This window comes from Mesorhizobium muleiense, from assembly GCF_900099905.1.
GTDB lineage: Bacteria > Pseudomonadota > Alphaproteobacteria > Rhizobiales > Rhizobiaceae > Mesorhizobium > Mesorhizobium muleiense.
Genome location: NZ_FNEE01000009.1, coordinates 216,077 through 233,022 on the forward strand (window position 1 = coordinate 216,077; position 16,946 = coordinate 233,022).

General features: G+C 62.2%; 9 protein-coding genes and 1 tRNA gene. 5 read left to right on the forward strand and 5 right to left on the reverse strand.

What is annotated here, in order from left to right:
• Nucleotides 1-128: 128 nt before the first annotated feature.
• On the reverse strand, nucleotides 129-3,803 hold the full coding sequence (locus tag BLT09_RS18020) for a PAS domain S-box protein (protein ID WP_091595238.1): 3,675 nt from the start codon (nucleotides 3,801-3,803) through the stop codon (nucleotides 129-131).
• A gap of 256 nt (nucleotides 3,804-4,059) precedes the next feature.
• On the opposite strand from BLT09_RS18020, the gene BLT09_RS18025 reads away from it, so the two are divergent.
• Together BLT09_RS18025 and BLT09_RS18030 are read left to right on the forward strand one after the other, a co-directional pair.
• Entirely contained in the window at nucleotides 4,060-4,518 is a 459-nt protein-coding gene (locus BLT09_RS18025; protein ID WP_091595337.1) for a phasin, read from the forward strand.
• A 441-nt stretch (nucleotides 4,519-4,959) separates the two neighbouring features.
• A tRNA-His gene (locus tag BLT09_RS18030) sits at nucleotides 4,960-5,036 on the forward strand.
• A gap of 254 nt (nucleotides 5,037-5,290) precedes the next feature.
• Here the strand turns inward: BLT09_RS18030 and BLT09_RS18035 are convergent.
• Entirely contained in the window at nucleotides 5,291-6,742 is a 1,452-nt protein-coding gene (locus BLT09_RS18035; protein WP_091595339.1) for an acetamidase/formamidase family protein, read from the reverse strand.
• Between the two features lie 328 nt (nucleotides 6,743-7,070).
• Here BLT09_RS18035 and BLT09_RS18040 point away from each other — a divergent pair, with 328 nt between their 5' ends.
• Nucleotides 7,071-9,386 carry an acetamidase/formamidase family protein gene (locus tag BLT09_RS18040; protein ID WP_091595240.1) on the forward strand — a complete coding sequence of 772 codons (2,316 nt, stop codon included), beginning with the start codon at nucleotides 7,071-7,073 and terminating at the stop codon, nucleotides 9,384-9,386.
• Nucleotides 9,387-9,435: 49 nt separating this feature from the next.
• Here the strand turns inward: BLT09_RS18040 and BLT09_RS18045 are convergent, their stop codons facing one another.
• The 3 genes from BLT09_RS18045 to BLT09_RS18055 form a co-directional block, all read right to left on the reverse strand.
• Complete coding sequence (locus BLT09_RS18045) at nucleotides 9,436-11,343, reverse strand: putative bifunctional diguanylate cyclase/phosphodiesterase (protein WP_167366465.1); 1,908 nt, start codon at nucleotides 11,341-11,343, stop codon at nucleotides 9,436-9,438.
• Between the two features lie 229 nt (nucleotides 11,344-11,572).
• Nucleotides 11,573-13,057 (reverse strand): ROK family protein, encoded by a 1,485-nt coding sequence (locus BLT09_RS18050; protein WP_091595242.1) that lies wholly within the window; start codon nucleotides 13,055-13,057, stop codon nucleotides 11,573-11,575.
• A 268-nt stretch (nucleotides 13,058-13,325) separates the two neighbouring features.
• On the reverse strand, nucleotides 13,326-14,231 hold the full coding sequence (locus tag BLT09_RS18055) for a tagatose-bisphosphate aldolase (protein ID WP_091595244.1): 906 nt from the start codon (nucleotides 14,229-14,231) through the stop codon (nucleotides 13,326-13,328).
• Nucleotides 14,232-14,516: 285 nt separating this feature from the next.
• Between BLT09_RS18055 and BLT09_RS18060 the strand changes: the two genes are divergently transcribed.
• Together BLT09_RS18060 and BLT09_RS18065 are read left to right on the forward strand one after the other, a co-directional pair.
• Complete coding sequence (locus BLT09_RS18060) at nucleotides 14,517-15,422, forward strand: sugar-binding transcriptional regulator (RefSeq protein ID WP_091595246.1); 906 nt, start codon at nucleotides 14,517-14,519, stop codon at nucleotides 15,420-15,422.
• Between the two features lie 453 nt (nucleotides 15,423-15,875).
• The gene (locus BLT09_RS18065) at nucleotides 15,876-16,856 is read left to right on the forward strand and encodes an ABC transporter substrate-binding protein (protein WP_091595248.1); all 981 of its coding nucleotides are present in this window, start codon (nucleotides 15,876-15,878) and stop codon (nucleotides 16,854-16,856) included.
• Nucleotides 16,857-16,946 lie beyond the last annotated feature (90 nt).

Consider the following 16,946-nt stretch of genomic DNA (forward strand, 5'->3'; position numbering starts at 1 on the left):
AAGGCGTCCTGTTGGACGCCTTTCTTTTGTGTGCCGAGCATGAGCCAAAAGTGGACACCGGTTTTGGGAAATCCGGTGCTCAAACAAAGAGATAGAGCGGCGACACGGAGGGCCGAAAGTCCGCTGCCCTAATCCGCCAGCACGCGGGTCGACGGGAAAGCGACTTCGACCAGGGTGCCCTCGCCGGGCGTCGAGTTGATGGCGAACCGGGCCCGGTTCGCCTCGACCATGGCCTTGGTCAGCGGCAGCCCGAGACCGGTGCCGTCGCCGCGCCCGCGCTTAAGCGCGTTGAGCTGCTTGAACGGCTTGAGCGCCTGCTCGATCTCGGACTGGCTCATGCCGATGCCGGTGTCGCGCACGCGCATCACCACGTCGCCGGAGTTCTCGTAGGCTGTCGATACGATCACCTGACCGCCGGCCTGCGTGTAGCGGATGGCATTCGACAGGATGTTCAGCGCGATCTGGCGCACGCTGCGCAGATCGGCCACCACTTCCGGCAGCCGGGAGGCGAAGCTGGAGCGGATGATGACACGTTCGCGGTTGGCTTGCGGCTGCATCATCGCCACCGTCTCGGCCAGCGTGTCGTTGAGCGACACTGCCTCATAGGCCATCTCCTGCTGGCCGGCCTCGATTTTCGAAATATCGAGCAGATCGTTGACCAGGTCGAGCACATGGTTGCCCGACCGGTTGATGTCGCGCAGATAGTCGCGGTAGCGGTCATTGGCGACCGGTCCGAATTTCTCGTCGACCATCAGCTCGGAGAAGCCGATGATGGCGTTGAGCGGCGTGCGGATTTCGTGGCTGATGCGGGCGAGGAAGTCGGTCTTCTGCGAGGAAGCGCGCTCGGCCACGGCGCGCGCCTGGGTCAGATCCTCTTCGGCCCGCTTCCACTGGGTGATGTCGCGCACCACCGCGCAGAAACCGCTGTCGTTGGGCAGCCTGCCGATGGTCATGAACAGCGGAATGAAGCGCCCCTGCGCCTCGCGTCCGATCACCTCGCGGCCGTCGTTGAGCACGCTCGCCACGCCAGGCTCGGATAATCCGTCGAGATAGTCTCGCGCGGCGCGCTGGCTTTCGATCGCGAACAGCGAGACGAAGGGTTTTCCGGTCACCTCGTCGCTGTCGAAACCGAACAGCGCCTCCGCCGGTCGGCTGATCGAGCGGATCGTTCCGTCTCGGCCGATCAGCACGACGCCGTCGGTCGCGGTGTCGATGATGGTGCGCATCTCGGCGATGCGCGCCTTGAGCTCGAAAGTGTCCGGCTGAGTCTGGTCGTCGGCGGCACCTGCTGCCTCGTCGTCGCCGGAACGGCGCACGACCAGCATCAGCGCCTTGCCGCCACGCCATGGCACCGAGCGCAAAATGGCCTCGATCGGGAACTCCTGATCGTCACGCGTCTTCAACCGCAGCGCGTGGTCGGTTCCATCGGAGGCGCTGCCGTCGTAAGGATCGGCAAACAGCGCATCGAGGCCACCGGCATCCTCCAGCTGGTCGAGCGTGTCATAGCCGGTCAGGCTGAGGAATTCCTCGTTCGCATAGTGAAGATCGTCGCCGGAATGGATCAGGAGCGGCACCGGCAGCTTGCCGAGGATCGAAATGTCCGGAGCCTTGTTGTCGTCCGCGGTCGAAAAAGCCGACGGCACGAACCCTTCGAGCTTGAGCGGCGGCACCGGCAGGCGCGGCCGCTCGACCGTCGCCGGCTCGACGTCGCCGGCATCGCCGATGCCATCGGTTGGCGAACCGGTTTTGCCGTCATCGGGTCGCGCCGAGTCCTCGCTGTCTTCTGCATCGCGGAAATCGGCGGCCGTCATGCTGTCGGCGTCTTCGGCGATCGATCGACTGGCGGCGTCGGTGGGCTCAGCGATCTCCTGCGCCGGTTTGTCCGGCTCGGAGACCGGCGCACCGTCGCCATCGTCGGCGACATAGTCGCGGTCGGCATAGTCGAGCAGCGAGCCTGAGAGGTCGGACACGGTTGCTTGCGGCTGCTCACCGTCGAGCCTTGCGACATCCTTCTCGTCTTCGACATCGGTTTCGGTCGGTTCCGCCGCAGCCGGCTCTGCCGCAATTGCGGCAGCGGGCTGTTCGGTCGGGGGATTGTCCTTCTTGAGCCGCTCGCCGATCTCACGGAATGCACTGCGTTCCAGCGTCGACAGGCCTTTGTCGTTGGCCGGCTGCCTGTGCTCCGCCAACCGGATCACCTTGTCGGCTAAGCGCCGCTCCGGCTTCGGCACGATGGTCAGCGCCGGCACCTCGCCTTGGAACGGGTCGGTTTCGTCAGGCGTTTTGGCGACTTCCGGCTCGACGGCCACGGGGACGTCGGCATTGGCGACAAGCGCCATGCCGATCGCTTCCGGATCGACCACCGCATCGCCGGTGCGAGCAACGCCGAAACCGCGAAAGCCTTCGAAGGCACGGCTGCGGCCGTAGACGGGCAGCGCCGCCAGGTCGACGGGTATCTTGAAATCGGTGCCGGCGACCGGCCACAGCACCGAGCGGCCGGACCAGGTATCGCGTCGGTCGAGCAGGCCGGCGATGTCGCCGGTCGCATCGAGGTCGAAGGTGGCCGCGACGTCCCTGAAGCGCCGGCCGATCACATCGGCGGCAGGCTTGCCGACGAGTTCCGCGAATTCCGGCGACAGCGCACTGAATCTGCCCTCGGCGTCGGTGCGCCAGACGAAACGCAGGGGCGCCGCCGCGCGGTCGATCGAGGGGATGGCATTTTTGACCGGGGAGGCGGCCCTGACGGCATTTTGTGCGAAGCTTTCCGCCGAAGCATCCGCCTCGACAGGACCGGATGCATCCGGTCCCGGCTTTTGCGCCTCATCCTCGCTGGCGCTGAAATACCAATGGTCATGCTGTGGAGGTATCCCGCCGGCCGCTTCCGGACCCTGCTCGGTTGAATCAGGCGCAGTTGAATGAGATCCGGTCGAATCGAGCCCAGTGGAATCGGGCCCACTGGAATCGGGAACATCATGCTCCGCCGACAGCGAAGTGTCTTCGTTGGCTGCCGCAACTGTCTGCACTGCCGCAGCCGTTTTCGCGACTGTTGCCGGCGTGTTGTCCTGTTGTGCTTTTGGCGGGACTGCGGCATCGGCCGCCGCCCCTGCGCTGAGCACGCCAGCAGGGGCTGCTTCGGAGTCCAGCTGGTTCTCGTCGATCACCACCAGCAGGTGCCGCTCGTCAGTCAGCCGGGCGAGGCCGGCCGGGTAGGAAGCGGTGCCGCCAGGAACGAGGCGTTTGACGACGCGACCGCTCTCGTTCGCAACATCGGCGACAAGCGCTGTCAGCGTTTCGGGCAGGATGCCGAGTGCCGAAAAACCATCGGAAGCGGCCTCTATGTTGCCGTTGGCATCGACGAAGGCGATGAAATGACCGTCTTCGGTAAAGCCGCTGATGGCCCGAGCGGCAAGCTCGGCGGCGCTGCGCGAGCCGGTCTGCGTCGCCGGCACCGCCAGCATGATGGCGTTTTCGCCGTCAGGCATTGTCACCGCGCTGGCCAGAAAGCCAACCGCGCGGCTGGTCAGCCCGGTTGCCAGCCGCACCGTGATGGCGCGGTCGCGGCCGATCTGTGGAAAACCGCTTGTCGCCATGATCTGGCGCCTGGCGATCGGCGGCAAGCCGGCCGAGGCGCCGATGATCGCCTCGATGTCGGGGTAGCCGAACACCGCTGCCCCTGGTCCGTTGGCCCAGGTCACCTGTTTGAGGTCTGCCGACAAAAGGGCGATCGCGTCGCCGGCGGCAAAGCGCTGGCGGACCGCGTCGAGCACGGCGACGTCGAGGAAGGAGTAGTTTTCAGACGGCATGCGCTTTGGGAACCCTTACGAAGCGGGCAGTTTGCAGTTAACGCTTTGTTAATAAAAGCCGACGGTGCGAAGGTCCACAAGCCATAGCGTGCAACCGCCGGAATCTCTGGGCGCGTGGTTAACGCTGGGAGAAGAAAATTTTATGGTGCGCTGCAACAAAGATATTGCAATGCACAAGATTTGCCTTTATATTGCCATCATACATGAACGAGACGGCTTTCCTATCGAAGCCGCTACCACTGCAAAGGATGGAAAATTGTCCAGGACCAAGACCGCTGATACGATCGAAAACGTTGAATTCCCGAGCTTCGACGCTTCCAAGGCCACCGACCAGATCCGTGCTTTCGCCGAAAAGGGCGTCGAGCAGTCGAAAGAGGCCTATGCCAAGCTGAAGACCGGCGCCGAAGAGACCCAGAAGGCCCTTGAGTCCACCTTTGAGACCGCCAAGACCGTTTCCAACGACCTGTCGCTCAAGACCATTGCCGCTCTGCGCGTCAATACTGAAGCCGGCTTGTCGCATTTCGAAGCTCTGATCGGCGCCAAGTCGCTGTCGGAAGTCGTCGAACTGCAGACCGCATTCCTGCGCAAGCAGGTCGAGATGACTGTCGAGCAGGCAAAGGATTTCCAGACCGTCGCCTCCAAGGCGGCCGAGGACGTCTCCAAGCCGATCAAGACCGCCTTCGAGAAGGCGATGAAGGAAGTTAAGATCGCCTAATATTTGCGCATAGTTCGAAGATGCAACAAAAGGTCGCATTTCTTCGAACAGGATTATGTGAGATATAGTGGTCCAAGCGAATACCCGGCGGGTGGAACCTCCTCCCTCTGCTCTCCGGGATGACCAGCCAGCACCTCCTCCCGCTGGCTCGGAACAGGAAAAGGCCGGCACCTCCTCCCGCCGGCCTTTTTCTTTGCCCGGCGAATATGATGTCGGTGCCGGAGCACCCTTTGCTTACAGCGCCGGGCGCCTTCCTGGACGCGCAAAGCACGCTGCGGACCCTGGGATTTTGCGCATGATCCCCAGCGAAATCGATTCTGATTTTCCGGGCCATGCGCGGCCAAAAGCCTTGAATTAAACTCCGATAGCCCGTATGGACGCATCGCCGAACGACAGAGCGGGTCTCGGAGGATGAACGTTCCATCCCGCTCAGGCGAACGTGCCGTTGTAGCTCAGATGGTTAGAGCGCCGGATTGTGGATCCGGAGGTCGCTGGTTCGATCCCAGCCAACGGTACCATTGGTGCACGGTCGCCTTCTTCGGTTTCGGCCGCTTCTCTTGGCTACAGATGTCCGTTCTTACGGAGGGACCGGTCGGTGCCCCGCTTGGTTCGGATTCCTGATGCATGTTGCGCAAAAGCATGCCCTCGGGCCTGACCCGAGGGTGCGCAGCGTAAAGCGCGTCGCATGAATTCCTTCAAACGCGACGCGCTTTAGCCTTTGTCGAGCTTCCGAGTAACGGCGATGTGATGCGAGATTTAGTTACCCACCATCTCAGGCGACACGTGCGGCGAAGATGTCCTTCTTCACCACCGCATGCACCCCCCAGTTTCCATCGACGACCTGGGTGATGCCGAAGTCTACTCCGATCGACATCAGGGAAATCGCCTCGTCCTCTGTCAGTCCTTTGGTTGTCATGAGGAAGTGGCGCATCTTCCGGAACGCATCGCGCAGCGCTCTGTCGACAGACGACTTCGAATAGATGTCGCTCTGAGCGCTCGGTCCCAGTTCCTCAAGATAGTTGGCGTAGGAAAACCCATGCACCAGCCAGTCCGTTTGCGTCTCGAGCATGGGGTAGTTGAGCTCCTCGAGCGGTGTGCCGGCTAGGTCCGCTTTCTTGTGCAAGATGAGCTGGAACGTGCCGGTGAGCGAGCATTCGATCGCCGTCCCGCATAATTCGCTGTCGCCTTGGCTGGCATGGGGATCACCGACCGAGAGCAGCGCGCCGTCGACGGAGACCGGATAATACATCGTGGCGCCCTTGCCGATGCGCCAGTTATCGATGTTGCCGCCGGTGTAGCTCGGCGGGATGGTGTCTACGACGTCCGCTTCTTTCGGTGCCAGTCCGATCGTGCCGAAATGCGGGCGAATGGGCAGTCTCACGCCCTTCAGCACATCGTAGTTTCGTTTGGTCAGGCTGTGGTCGACCGGAACCCCGGGATAGTCGATCGTGTCATGCCTGACGCCAAACGGGTCAGTCTGCGGCACCCATTGGAAATTGTAGACCGCTTCGGCCCAGCTTTTGCCGCCGGCAACGTCGACCTCGTAGATGGTGACGACCTCGCGCTTGGTGCCGCCAAGCAGATCATTGTAGTGGAAGCCCCAATTGGCCGCCGCGTTGGAGCCATATGATTTGCCGCTGAACTTGGGATTGCCAGAGGGACGCGGCCCGCAATCGAGAATCCGCACCTCTAATATGTCGCCCGGCTCCGCGTCGCGGACATAGACCGGGCCGGTCATGATGTGCACGCCCTGCCCCTCACCAGAACCTTTCTTGTACTTGGCCGGGTCGGTAGGGCCGGCACCGCGGCGGTCGACGCCCTTCTTCTCTTTCGTCCAGAGATAGACGCTCTCTGCACCCTCGTCGCCGTCGACCATGCGCTCCAGGTCATCGCCCGCATGGTGGGTGAGCGACTCGATCGTGACGATGTCGCCGGAATTGACCTCGATGCGCGGCTTCAGCGATTTGCTGAAGTAGCCCCAATGCACGGTCTCGGCGTTGGCCGGCAAATAATGATAGGAGCGTTGTGCAGGCAGCTTCGATGACGTGGCCTGCGCCAGTGCGGGTGTGACCAGCGAGATGCCACCGGCGCCCAGCGTGGCCAGACCGCTGGCCGCGAACAGGCCCCCCTTCAGAAAGCCGCGTCGCTCGGCATTTAGATCTTGCTTCAACGTGTTGTAGTGAAGCTCGAAATGCGGACAGCTGATATCATCGCCTTTGCACATGCACAGTCCCCTTGTTTTGTTGGAAGGAATGTGCGCGATTTTATGCATCACGCGCGCCATCGGCAATCCAGCCAGCCGGCCGCGAAATCAATGCATCGCGCTGTTGCCTAAATAAATACGGGTCAATTCAATGGCTTACGCTCACGCCGGCAAGACCGGCGAGCTTGAGCTCCGCCTGGTGACAGGGTAAAGTCAAAAGATTGTTCGCATGCGCACAAATACTGTCGCCGGCGTCGCGCTAAAGTGAATCTCGGCGGGCGGGTCGCCTGATGGACGTAACGCGCCCCGGAAAGGCCGCTGCAGTATGCAACAAGGACCCTCTTCTCTTATGGTTGCGGCTCTGCGATCGATCGACCATCTGCCCCTCGAACACCGCGACAAGGCGTGGCTCGACTGGTTTGAGGAGCTTTCGCTTTCCGCGTCTGTCGACGACCAGCCGATCCCGAGAGGCACCATGCACCTGCGGGCAGCGAACGCCACCACGCGCCTCGCCGACGCCTCTGGTACACCCCAGCGCATCGTGCCGATGCGCCGGGACCACGGGATTCTATTCGCTCTCATCGTTGCTGGGCGCGGGCGTCTTGTCGCCCCGCACCAGGCGTTCGATCTCGCTGACGGCGACATGATGGTGCTCGGCACGGCCGACGACTGGTCTATGACCTTTCGCAGTGACTTCCGCGCGTTCATACTTCAGGTGGCCGCCGGTCCGCTGGAAGCACGGCTGGGCCGCAGCGGCATCCGCTTGCCGAAGGTGCTAGGCAGCACCGTCGTCGCTGCGGTTGCGAAATCCGGATTGCGAACGCTGGGCTCCAATCTCGAGACTTCCGGTGCGGCCGATCTGACAGCCGCCGAAGTGGCTTTGACGGAACTCGTGGCAAGCGCCCTGCTTGGCGAGGTACGTGAGCCCGCTGGCAGCCTGACCGGGGTGCAAACGGCGCATTTCAGGCGCGTCGCGGCGACGATTGACGCCCGGCTGTCGGACCCGGATCTTGCCTTGGCCCTGATCGCGAGACTGGAAGGGCTTTCCGTACGCTACGCGCAAAAACTGTTCGAGAGGCGCGGCGAAAGCTTCTCCGAATATGTGCGCCAGCAGCGCCTCGAACATTGCCGCATCGACCTGGCGGATCCCAACCATGCACATGAAAGCGTGGCCGCGATCGGACAGCGCTGGGGCTTTCGCGATCAATCGCATTTCAGCCGCACTTTCGGCGCGACGTTTGGAATGAGTCCCAGGCAGGTGAGGCGCGCTAGGTCGCAGACGGAGGAGGCTTATCCGCTGCGCGGCAAACCGGACGGCCGCAAGTCTGCGGCGGCGCGGCCGGCCCCGATGCTGCAGGCCGCTATGGATCGCCCACCAACGGCAAGAGCGCGCGAACGCAGGGACCATTGGCATTTGCCAGCAACAGCGGAGACCGTGCATTGGGGCTTTTTCAGCCGCTCGCTGCCGCCGGTGTTGCGCGTCGATCCGGGCGATTCAGTCACCGTTGAGACACTCACTCAGCACGCGGGCGACGACTGGCAGCGGATGGTGGCGGGTGACAGCGGGGCTGAAAGCGTGTTCGATTGGTCACCCGAACACAAGCGCGTCGACCGTCGCGGGGCCGGTCCGGCAAACGCTTCCATCTTCGGGCGCGGCGCTGGCGAGGGGTTCGGCGTTCACATCATGACTGGCCCGATCTATGTGCGCGGCGCCGAGCCCGGCGACGTGCTCGAGATCGAGTTCGTCGAAATTCGGCCACGGCCGAGCGCTGCCTTTCCCGGCAAGGCCTTCGCATCGAACGTATCGGCGTGGTGGGGGTATCAGTATCACGACCTTCTGGACCGGGATGCCAAACGCGAAACGGTGACTATCTTCGAGATCGACATGCGGTGCCCGGCCGCAGCGCGGCCGCTGTACAGCTACGAATGGCAGCCGCAGACCGACCCCTTCGGCGTTGTCCACGCGACGATCGACTATCCTGGCATACCCGTCGACCACAGCAAGGTTTCGCATCGCGACTTGAGTGGTAGCGGCGTGCGCATACCGGCGCGCCTGCACTTCGGGTGCATCGCGGTGGCTCCGCGCGAGGCCGACCTAGTCGATTCCATCCCGCCGGGCTATTTCGGCGGCAATATCGACAATTGGAGGATCGGAGCCGGCGCGAAGCTTTATTTGCCCGTTGCGGTTCAGGGCGCACTGCTCTCGCTCGGCGATGGACATTTCGCGCAGTCGGACGGCGAGATCAATGGCACGGGTCTTGAGTGTTCGCTGACCGGCGACATCATCATCAAACTGCATAAGGCGGGCGAAGGGTGCCCGGCTTTCCTGCGCGGTCTCAACTCGCCGCTCATCGAAACCGAGCACAGCTGGGTGATACAGAGTTTTAGCCATCCCAACTACCTCAGGGACCTCGGCAGCAACGCGCAGTCGGACGTCTACAAGACATCCACCATCGAGTTGGCGCTGCGCAACGCCTTCCGCCAGACGCGCCGATTCATCATGCAGACATACGATCTCACGGAGGACGAGGTGTTGAGCATCATGTCGCTTGCCGCCGACTTCGGCATCACGCAAGTCGCCGACGGAAATTTCGGCGTGCACGCCACGATCACCAAGGCCGTGTTCGGCGAGAGACAGCACAGCCAGCGCACCGCTCGCCCCTGACCACCCATGATCAGAGATCACGCAGCGGTTTCATTGATGGCGTGTGCCCTCACAACTCCGTGGCGTGCTCTTTTAGTGTCACCTCAAGCGCCTGGCTTAGCGGCACCGCCTTGGAGAATAGGAAGCCCTGAGCAGTTCTGCAGCCGAGCTTGTACAGAATTTGCCGGTCCGCCTCTGTTTCGACGCCCTCGGCCATGACATCGATCCCGAGCGCCCGACCAAGATCGATCACCGTTTTGACAAGCAGCCGGTCCTCCCGAGACTTGGCCAAGCCGCGGATGAAGCCTTGGTCTATTTTCACCTTGCGTATCCGGCTGTCCTTGAGCGATGCCAACGTGGAAAAGCCGGTGCCGAAGTCATCGAGCGCGATGGAAATGCCGGCATGTGAAAGCCGTCCGAGCTTTTCATCCAGTCTTTCCGGGTCCACTGGAGATTCTTCGGTAATCTCGATTTCGAACATCGTTGTCGGGAGGTCTTTTGCCGCCAGACCATTCAGAACCATGTCGTCGATATCGCCGGCTTCCAATTCGCGCGGTGAAACATTCATTGCCACACGAACATCTCGACGGTCAGCTTTCACCAAGCCGTCGATAAGAGCACAACAGTCGGAGAATACCGTTTGCGTTAACAGTTGAAGCATTCCGGTTTCGCGTGCGGCTGTCATGATTTCGGGTGGAGAGATGGAACCATGGATCGGATGGGACCACCTCAGCAAGGCTTCAAAACCGATCACGGCCTCGGTATCGAGTCTCACGATGGGCTGGAACCAAGGTGCCACCCTTCTCGCCTCTATCGCCGAATGAAGGTCGCGTTCGATGGACTGGCGACGTTGCAATTCCCTGTCGAGTTCGGCATCGAACAGGCGAAATTCGTTCCTGCCACGACGCTTGGCCGTGTAAAGAGCGACATCCGCCCGCAGCAACATTTCCGTCAGCCCCGGCCTTTCAGCCAGGTATATTCCGATCGATGCACCGATCCGGACGGACGCGACTTTAGGATAGGGGCTGGCGACTTTGGCTATGATATTGGATGCGAGGGTACTGGGAGAAAGCGAACTCCTGAGTGAGGGAAAAAACAGCACGAACTCATCGCCGCCGATACGGGCGAGCGTTGAGCCTGCCGGCGCTTCCTGCTCTATGCGGCGGGCGATCATGATGAGCAGTTCATCACCGGTCCTGTGACCGTAGGTATCGTTGACAGATTTGAAGCCGTCCAGATCAATCAGCATTGCAACGAACGGGCCGTCCGTATTCTCGAGCTGATTGATCGCGTGTTCGAGGCCCCGTCTGTTGAGAAGGGCCGTTAGGTGGTCCTCCCTGGAATTGCGCTCCATTTCCGCCGCAAGCCGCTCCGCCTCATGTCTCAGGCGGCTTGCTTCGCGGAAGCGGGCTTGCCCTACAAACGAGCCTCGAACCAAGCCGCCCACGAAGAGCAGAACGGCAAAGGCCAGAATGTAATCTTCAAAGTTGCCTTTCGCCAGCAGGCAACCCATCGCGATCACAAGCGGCGGCGTGATGAAGTTGATCGCGGCCGCGGCATATGAACTGCCGTATGTAACCGCACCAGCTGAGATGCCCGCCAGAATAATCAGATGCAGCGGCGCTTGCGGCGTTGTGTAGCCAACGGTAAGGACGGCAAGAAAGGACCAGGCAAACCCTGACAGAAGAGCAAGGATGCCAAACCAGCGAAGCCGCTGCGAAATCCCTGTTAAATCGTCCTGATCCCCCGTCTCGTTTAGCTGATAACGGGCAAGTCCGAGGCGGGCGGCATTTATCGCATTGACAACCAGGAACCAGATTGCGGCGGCAAAGCCCCCGCCAGAAAAGGCCTGCACCGTCAAAATCAGGCCTGATAGCATAGTGCTTATCGGCATCGATACGAAGAGACCGGCCTTCAGATCAGCAAGCTGATCTCCGAGGATTCTGGCCTCCAGTGCGTGTTCTTTCTTCAGGGCCATAGACCAGTCGGTTCGCTTCCCATGCCGATTCGCAACGTAAGCTTATGCAAGCCCACTGAAGGACGGGTTAACTACTCATTGTATCAGCCTTCTGCGAGGCCTTTGTATGAATCCTCCTCATTTGTGCGGTGATAGAGAACATGGATCGGCAGCATCCTGACGCTCGGGAATAACTTAAGGCGCGTCGCATGCATCCGTTCAAACGCGACGTGCTTAGGGGCTGCGCTGCCTACCTGTCAGCCGCAATCGTCGCCTGCAGCCATTGCGTGATGGCGTCGAAAGCGATCGGTCTGGTCGTGTCGACGTCAAGCAGCGGTCCGCGCCGCAGCGGCTCGGCGCGCTTGGCCAGTTCGATCAGTTCGGGGATGTAGGCCGCGCCGGGATGGCCGGCGGGACGCTGGTCGAGCCTTGCGCGATAGCGCTCGGCCAGAACCTCGCCGGGCGCATGGCACCAGATCTCGGCGGTCTGCTCGACGCCGGCGCTGCGCAGGTGATCCTCGAGCACCTGGCGCGGTTGGAAGCCGAACCAGGCGTCGATGACAAATATGGCGCCCGCCGGGGCCTCGCCGACGACCGACCAGATGGCCTGGTAACTGGCGCGGCCGAGTATGCGGTTGAATTCGCGATCGCCGCCGCCGAGCACTTCCAGGAACGGGTTCTTGATCGTATCGAGCGCCAGCAATGGCCAACCCATGTGCGCGGCGATGCCGCGCGAGACCGTGCTTTTGCCGCTGGCGGGGATGCCGTTGACGAGCACGGCGCGCCGGCCGGGCACGGCGCGCCTGGTGCGATCGAGCCGGGCGGTCGGCAAGGATACTGGCGAGGCTTGTGCAACTGCTGATTGTGCAACTGCCGCTTGCTCGGCGAGCGCTTGCAGACCGGCGCCGATGACCCCGGCGTCGTCACCCAGTTGCGCCGCTTCCACCGGGCATTGGAACCAGGGCGCCAGGGCAGGAGCCCTGGCAAGCGCCCGATGGGCCGCCAGGCCAAGTCCGCCGCCGAGCAGCACCAGGTCGGGGTCGAACATGGCCACGGTCGTGTCGATTGCCGCACGCAGCGGCCCGGCCCAGGCTTCCAATATACCGCGCGCCAAGGGATCGCCGCCCGCATCCCGGGCAAAAAGCTGATCGACCGAAACGTCCGGACCGAGGCCTGCCCGCGCGATGTGACGGCCAAGCGCCGTGCCTGAGCTGGTGGTTTCAACGCAGCCGCGCCGGCCGCAGACGCACCCTTCGCCTGATAGATCGACGGTGATATGGCCGAGCTGCCCCGCCGTCCCTTTTCCGCGGACGATCCGCCGATCCTGGACCACGGCACCGCCAATGCCGGTCCCGATCGTGAACATGACGATGCTTTCATGGCCTCTGGCGCCGCCGAGGGCCATTTCCGCGACCAGTGCCATGTTGCAGTCATTGTCGATCACCACGGGCTTGCCCGCCAGGCTTTCCAGTCGTTGCGCAGGGGAGACCGAGGCGAGGTTGACATAGCCCCCTGACAAGACCGCGCCAAGCCGCGCATCGACGCGGCCGGGGACGCCGATGCCGATGGCCGCAACTTCGGGAAAATCGAGCCGGCGCACCATTTCGGCGATCCGGGAGAGCACGAGCTCGGGGTCCGGCGCGCTTTTCTCGGAAATGCGCTCGAGGATTTCGCCCGTGCCGGAAACACGGGCGGCGCGCAGATTGGTGCCGCCGATATCGATTCCTATGGCCATCGAACCAGAGCCTGTTCCATTTCGACTAAATCGAAATGGGGCTCTATCTCTTTGTTTGACCATGATCTTCTCCGAAAACCGGTCCCCACTTTTCGGGATCATGGTCAGAGGCATGACGTCCCGTGCGTACCTGGTGTGAACGTCGGATAGCTACAGCGCCGCGCATCCTGGTGCGCACAGGACGCTATAGTACTTTTATTTGCGCATGATCCTTTTCGAAGATCGACTACGATTTTGCATCGCGGACCTTCGGTTCGGGGTCATCGTGCTAAGCGGCTTTCTGCCGGTAGTTTCCGATCACCGCCTGAAGCTCGCGCAATCTCGACACCGCGATAGTCCTGAGCCTTTCACGCTGAATGTCACGGTCGAGCGAGATGCAGTCCTTCCACAGCGACCGGCCGGCGATGACGCCTGACGCGCCGTTCCTCATCGCGATCTCGACCTGGCCCAGGAAGGTTGCGTGGTTGACGCCGGCGGAGAGGACCGCCCAAGGCACCTCGCCAGCCATGCTGCTGATCCTGGCGCAGGCTTCCGGCGTTCCGGGATAAGGAAGCTTGAGCACCTTTGCCCCGCATTCCAGCGAAATACGGGTGCCCTCTTCGACGAGCCAGGGGATCTTGGCCGTATACTCTTCAAGGCTTTCCGCTTCGAGCTGATAGGTCAGGAACTCGACGACGAGCAGGAGGTCCTCTTGCGCGAAATCGGCGATGCATTGGCGCAGAATGGCGACATTATGCTCGTTCGCCTCAGGCCTGTCGGGCCTGAGATAGACCATGATCTTGCCGCCGGTGCCGCCGAGCTCGCGCACGCGGCGCGCGCCGATGCCGGGAACGAGACGCGACAGGCGGTAGCCGGCAGGCGAGACGTCGAAGCCCGAAGCGTCGAGGCCGATGAGCAGAGCCGTATCGCGGCTCAGCACCCCGTCATCGACAACCCGCGGCACCGCGCAGAGCGGGTCGAGCAGCACGCAGGATGCCTGGCTGGCGAGGTATCGCGTGATGTCCGACTTGGTGTCGCCCAGCATGTCGTTGGTGATCTTGGCCTGTTCTTCAGGGTCCGACGCAAGCAAGCTTCGCATGCCGCCGCGCTGGTCACAGGCGATGGCCATCATCGCCCCGTCCTTGCCGCATATCTGCTGGTAGCCGCGCAACTCTGCGGTCGTCATCTTTGTCATGGGTCTTCTGTCCGATGTTGGCGCCCATTCACCGGGGCGCAGATCAGTGGAAACAAGAAAGGTTCAGTTTTACCTGCCTCCCGACAGGAGGTTTTGCCGCTTTGCTGCGCTATCGAACCCGGAAATTCGGCCTTGGCCCGCAATCTGCCGTGGAAACCAGCCCACGTTGCGAGTCAGCCGGATTTGCGCGATAACTCCCATCGGTCGATGGGTCTGTAACACATTGCTGAAAGGAATTGCAAGCTGTCTGCACCTCCCGCACAAGATGCAGCCGCATCGCGGACGATGCTGCATACGGTCGCCAAACTGCACTATGAGGCGGACATGTCGCAGGTCGATATCGCGCGGCGGCTTGGCGTCTCCACCGCGACCATATCGCGCCTCCTGCAGCGGGCGAGAGCGGAGGGCATCGTGCGGATCGAGGTTCTCGATCTTGCAACCCCCGAAGGCATCACCACGCAACTGGTCGAGGCACTCGGGCTGCGTGACGCGGCGGTCATCGAAACGCCGTCAGCCGGTGCGCTGGCGGCGCTCGCTGCGCCGCTCGGCGCCTTGCTCAAGCAAGCGGGACTGACGGCCGGCAAGGTCGTCGCCATCGGCTGGGGGCGAGCCATTCGCGAGGTGATCCAGGCAGGCCTGCCGCGCATCCCTGGCGTTCTTACCGTCGCTGCCACCGGCGGCATGCAGCAGCAGGCGGCGCATTTTCAGATCAACGAGTTTGTGCGGCTCGCCGCAGAAGAGTTGGGCGGGACGCCGCATTTCATCCATGCGCCCTATCTGCCGTCGTCCGAATTGCGTGAGGTCTTCCTCGGCGATGCGGCCATCCGCGACAGCGTCGCGCTTTGGGACCGGACCGACGTTGCGATCGTCGGCATCGGCCTGCCCCATGCCATCAATCCGCCCGAAGCGAGCGCGGCCACGCTGAGCGAACAGGCCCTGTTTCATGCGGCGGGAGACGTCATCCGCCACTACTTTGACGCCGAAGGCACACTCATCCCGTGGGAGGGGGAGGGCCGGATGATCGCAATGTCGCCGGCCCAGCTTCGAGCCGTCCCGCTGGTGATCGGCGTTGCCGCCTCGCCGGAGAAGGCGAAGGCGATCATAGGTGCCGTCCGCGCCAGGCTCATCAATGCTCTGGTGACGGACACGAAGACGGCCCAGGCCATTCTCGAGGCTCTCTTGCCCCGATAATACTGGGCACGCCGATACGTGACATCGGCACAGCTGATCGATTCCAGACCGATCGACACCAAACCCGCAGCCGCGAAATCATCAGTTGTGTCGTCAAGGCGTTGGGGCAATAGTCTGCGGGAGGGGCTCTGCGGAGCAGACAGATGGTGTCCGGTTTGAAAGCGTTTCGATCCCAGAAATGTGCGGTTGCAATTTCTTTCAGCAAAGTGTTACAACATTGCGGCTAGGCAAGCATGCGCGCCGAGCGGCGCAGTTTCCTGCACCTTGCGGAGGCTCGTAACGGGACTGCGCATCAGGCTGGTCGGTTTCGACGGTCGATTTAATGACTGGGGCGCTTGGGAGGAGGCTGCCCCATAACAGCAAGCAGGCGAAACCCGCTTCTCGCCGCCAGCACTTCACAGAGCCGGGACGACTCGCAACGGCAAAATCTGCCAACATTAGGAGGAGGATGTTATGAAGAAGATTGTTGCCGCTCTGGCGGCTCTCGCCATCTGCGCAGCGGCGCTGGTCGCGCCCGCATTGGCGCAGGACAAAAAATACACCATTGCGCTCATTCCGGGTCTTACCACCGACGGCTTTTACATCACCATGCGCAAGGGAGCCCAGGCGGCAGCCGATGCCCTTGGTGTGACCCTGGTTTTCCAGGGCGCCCCGGATTTCAATCCGGTAACGCAAGTCCCCGTGCTTGACGCGGTCATCGCCAAGAAGCCGGATGCCATCCTGATCGCGCCGACCGACAAGGTTCAATTGGTCGAACCCCTGCGCAAGGCCCATGACGCCGGCATTCCGGTGATCACCGTCGACACCTTCATCGGCAGCGGCGTCTACCAGACCGGCGCCGGCGAGGCGGATTTCCCACTGTCCTATATTGCCTCCGACAACATTCTGGGCGGCGAGATCGCCGCGCGGGCATTGGCCAAGGCCATAGGCGACAAGGGCAAGGTCTACGTTTCGAACGTCAAGCCTGGCATTTCGACCACCGACCAGCGTGAAGAGGGCTTCAAGAAGGAGATGGCGGCCAACCATCCCGGCATCACCGTTCTCGAAACCCAGTTCAACGACAACGACGCCAACAAGGCCGCCTCGCAGCTGCAGGCTGTGTTCGCGCGCAATCCCGATCTCGTCGGGGTGTTCGGCGCAAACCTGTTCTCGGCGCTTGGCGCGGCCAATGGTGTCCAGCAGGCCGGGCAGACCGGCACCGTCAAGGTCGTGGCGTTCGACGCGCCGACCAGCATTGTCGACAACATCAACACTGGCCTTGTCGACGTCGCGATTGCCCAGCATCCCGCGGAAATCGGCTATTTCGGCGTCGTGTCGGCCTATGCCCATCTGACCGGCCAGTCGATCCCGGTTGCGATCGGCACCGGCTTCACGATCATGGACAAGGCCAACATCGCCGACCCGAACATCTCGAAATACCTCTATTCCGAATAAGTCCAGCCAGTCTCCTTCCGGCCCGCCGGAAGGAGACCTGCGCCGGGTCTCTTTGACCCTGTTTGAGGCCGCTCTGCGGATCGGAACCAT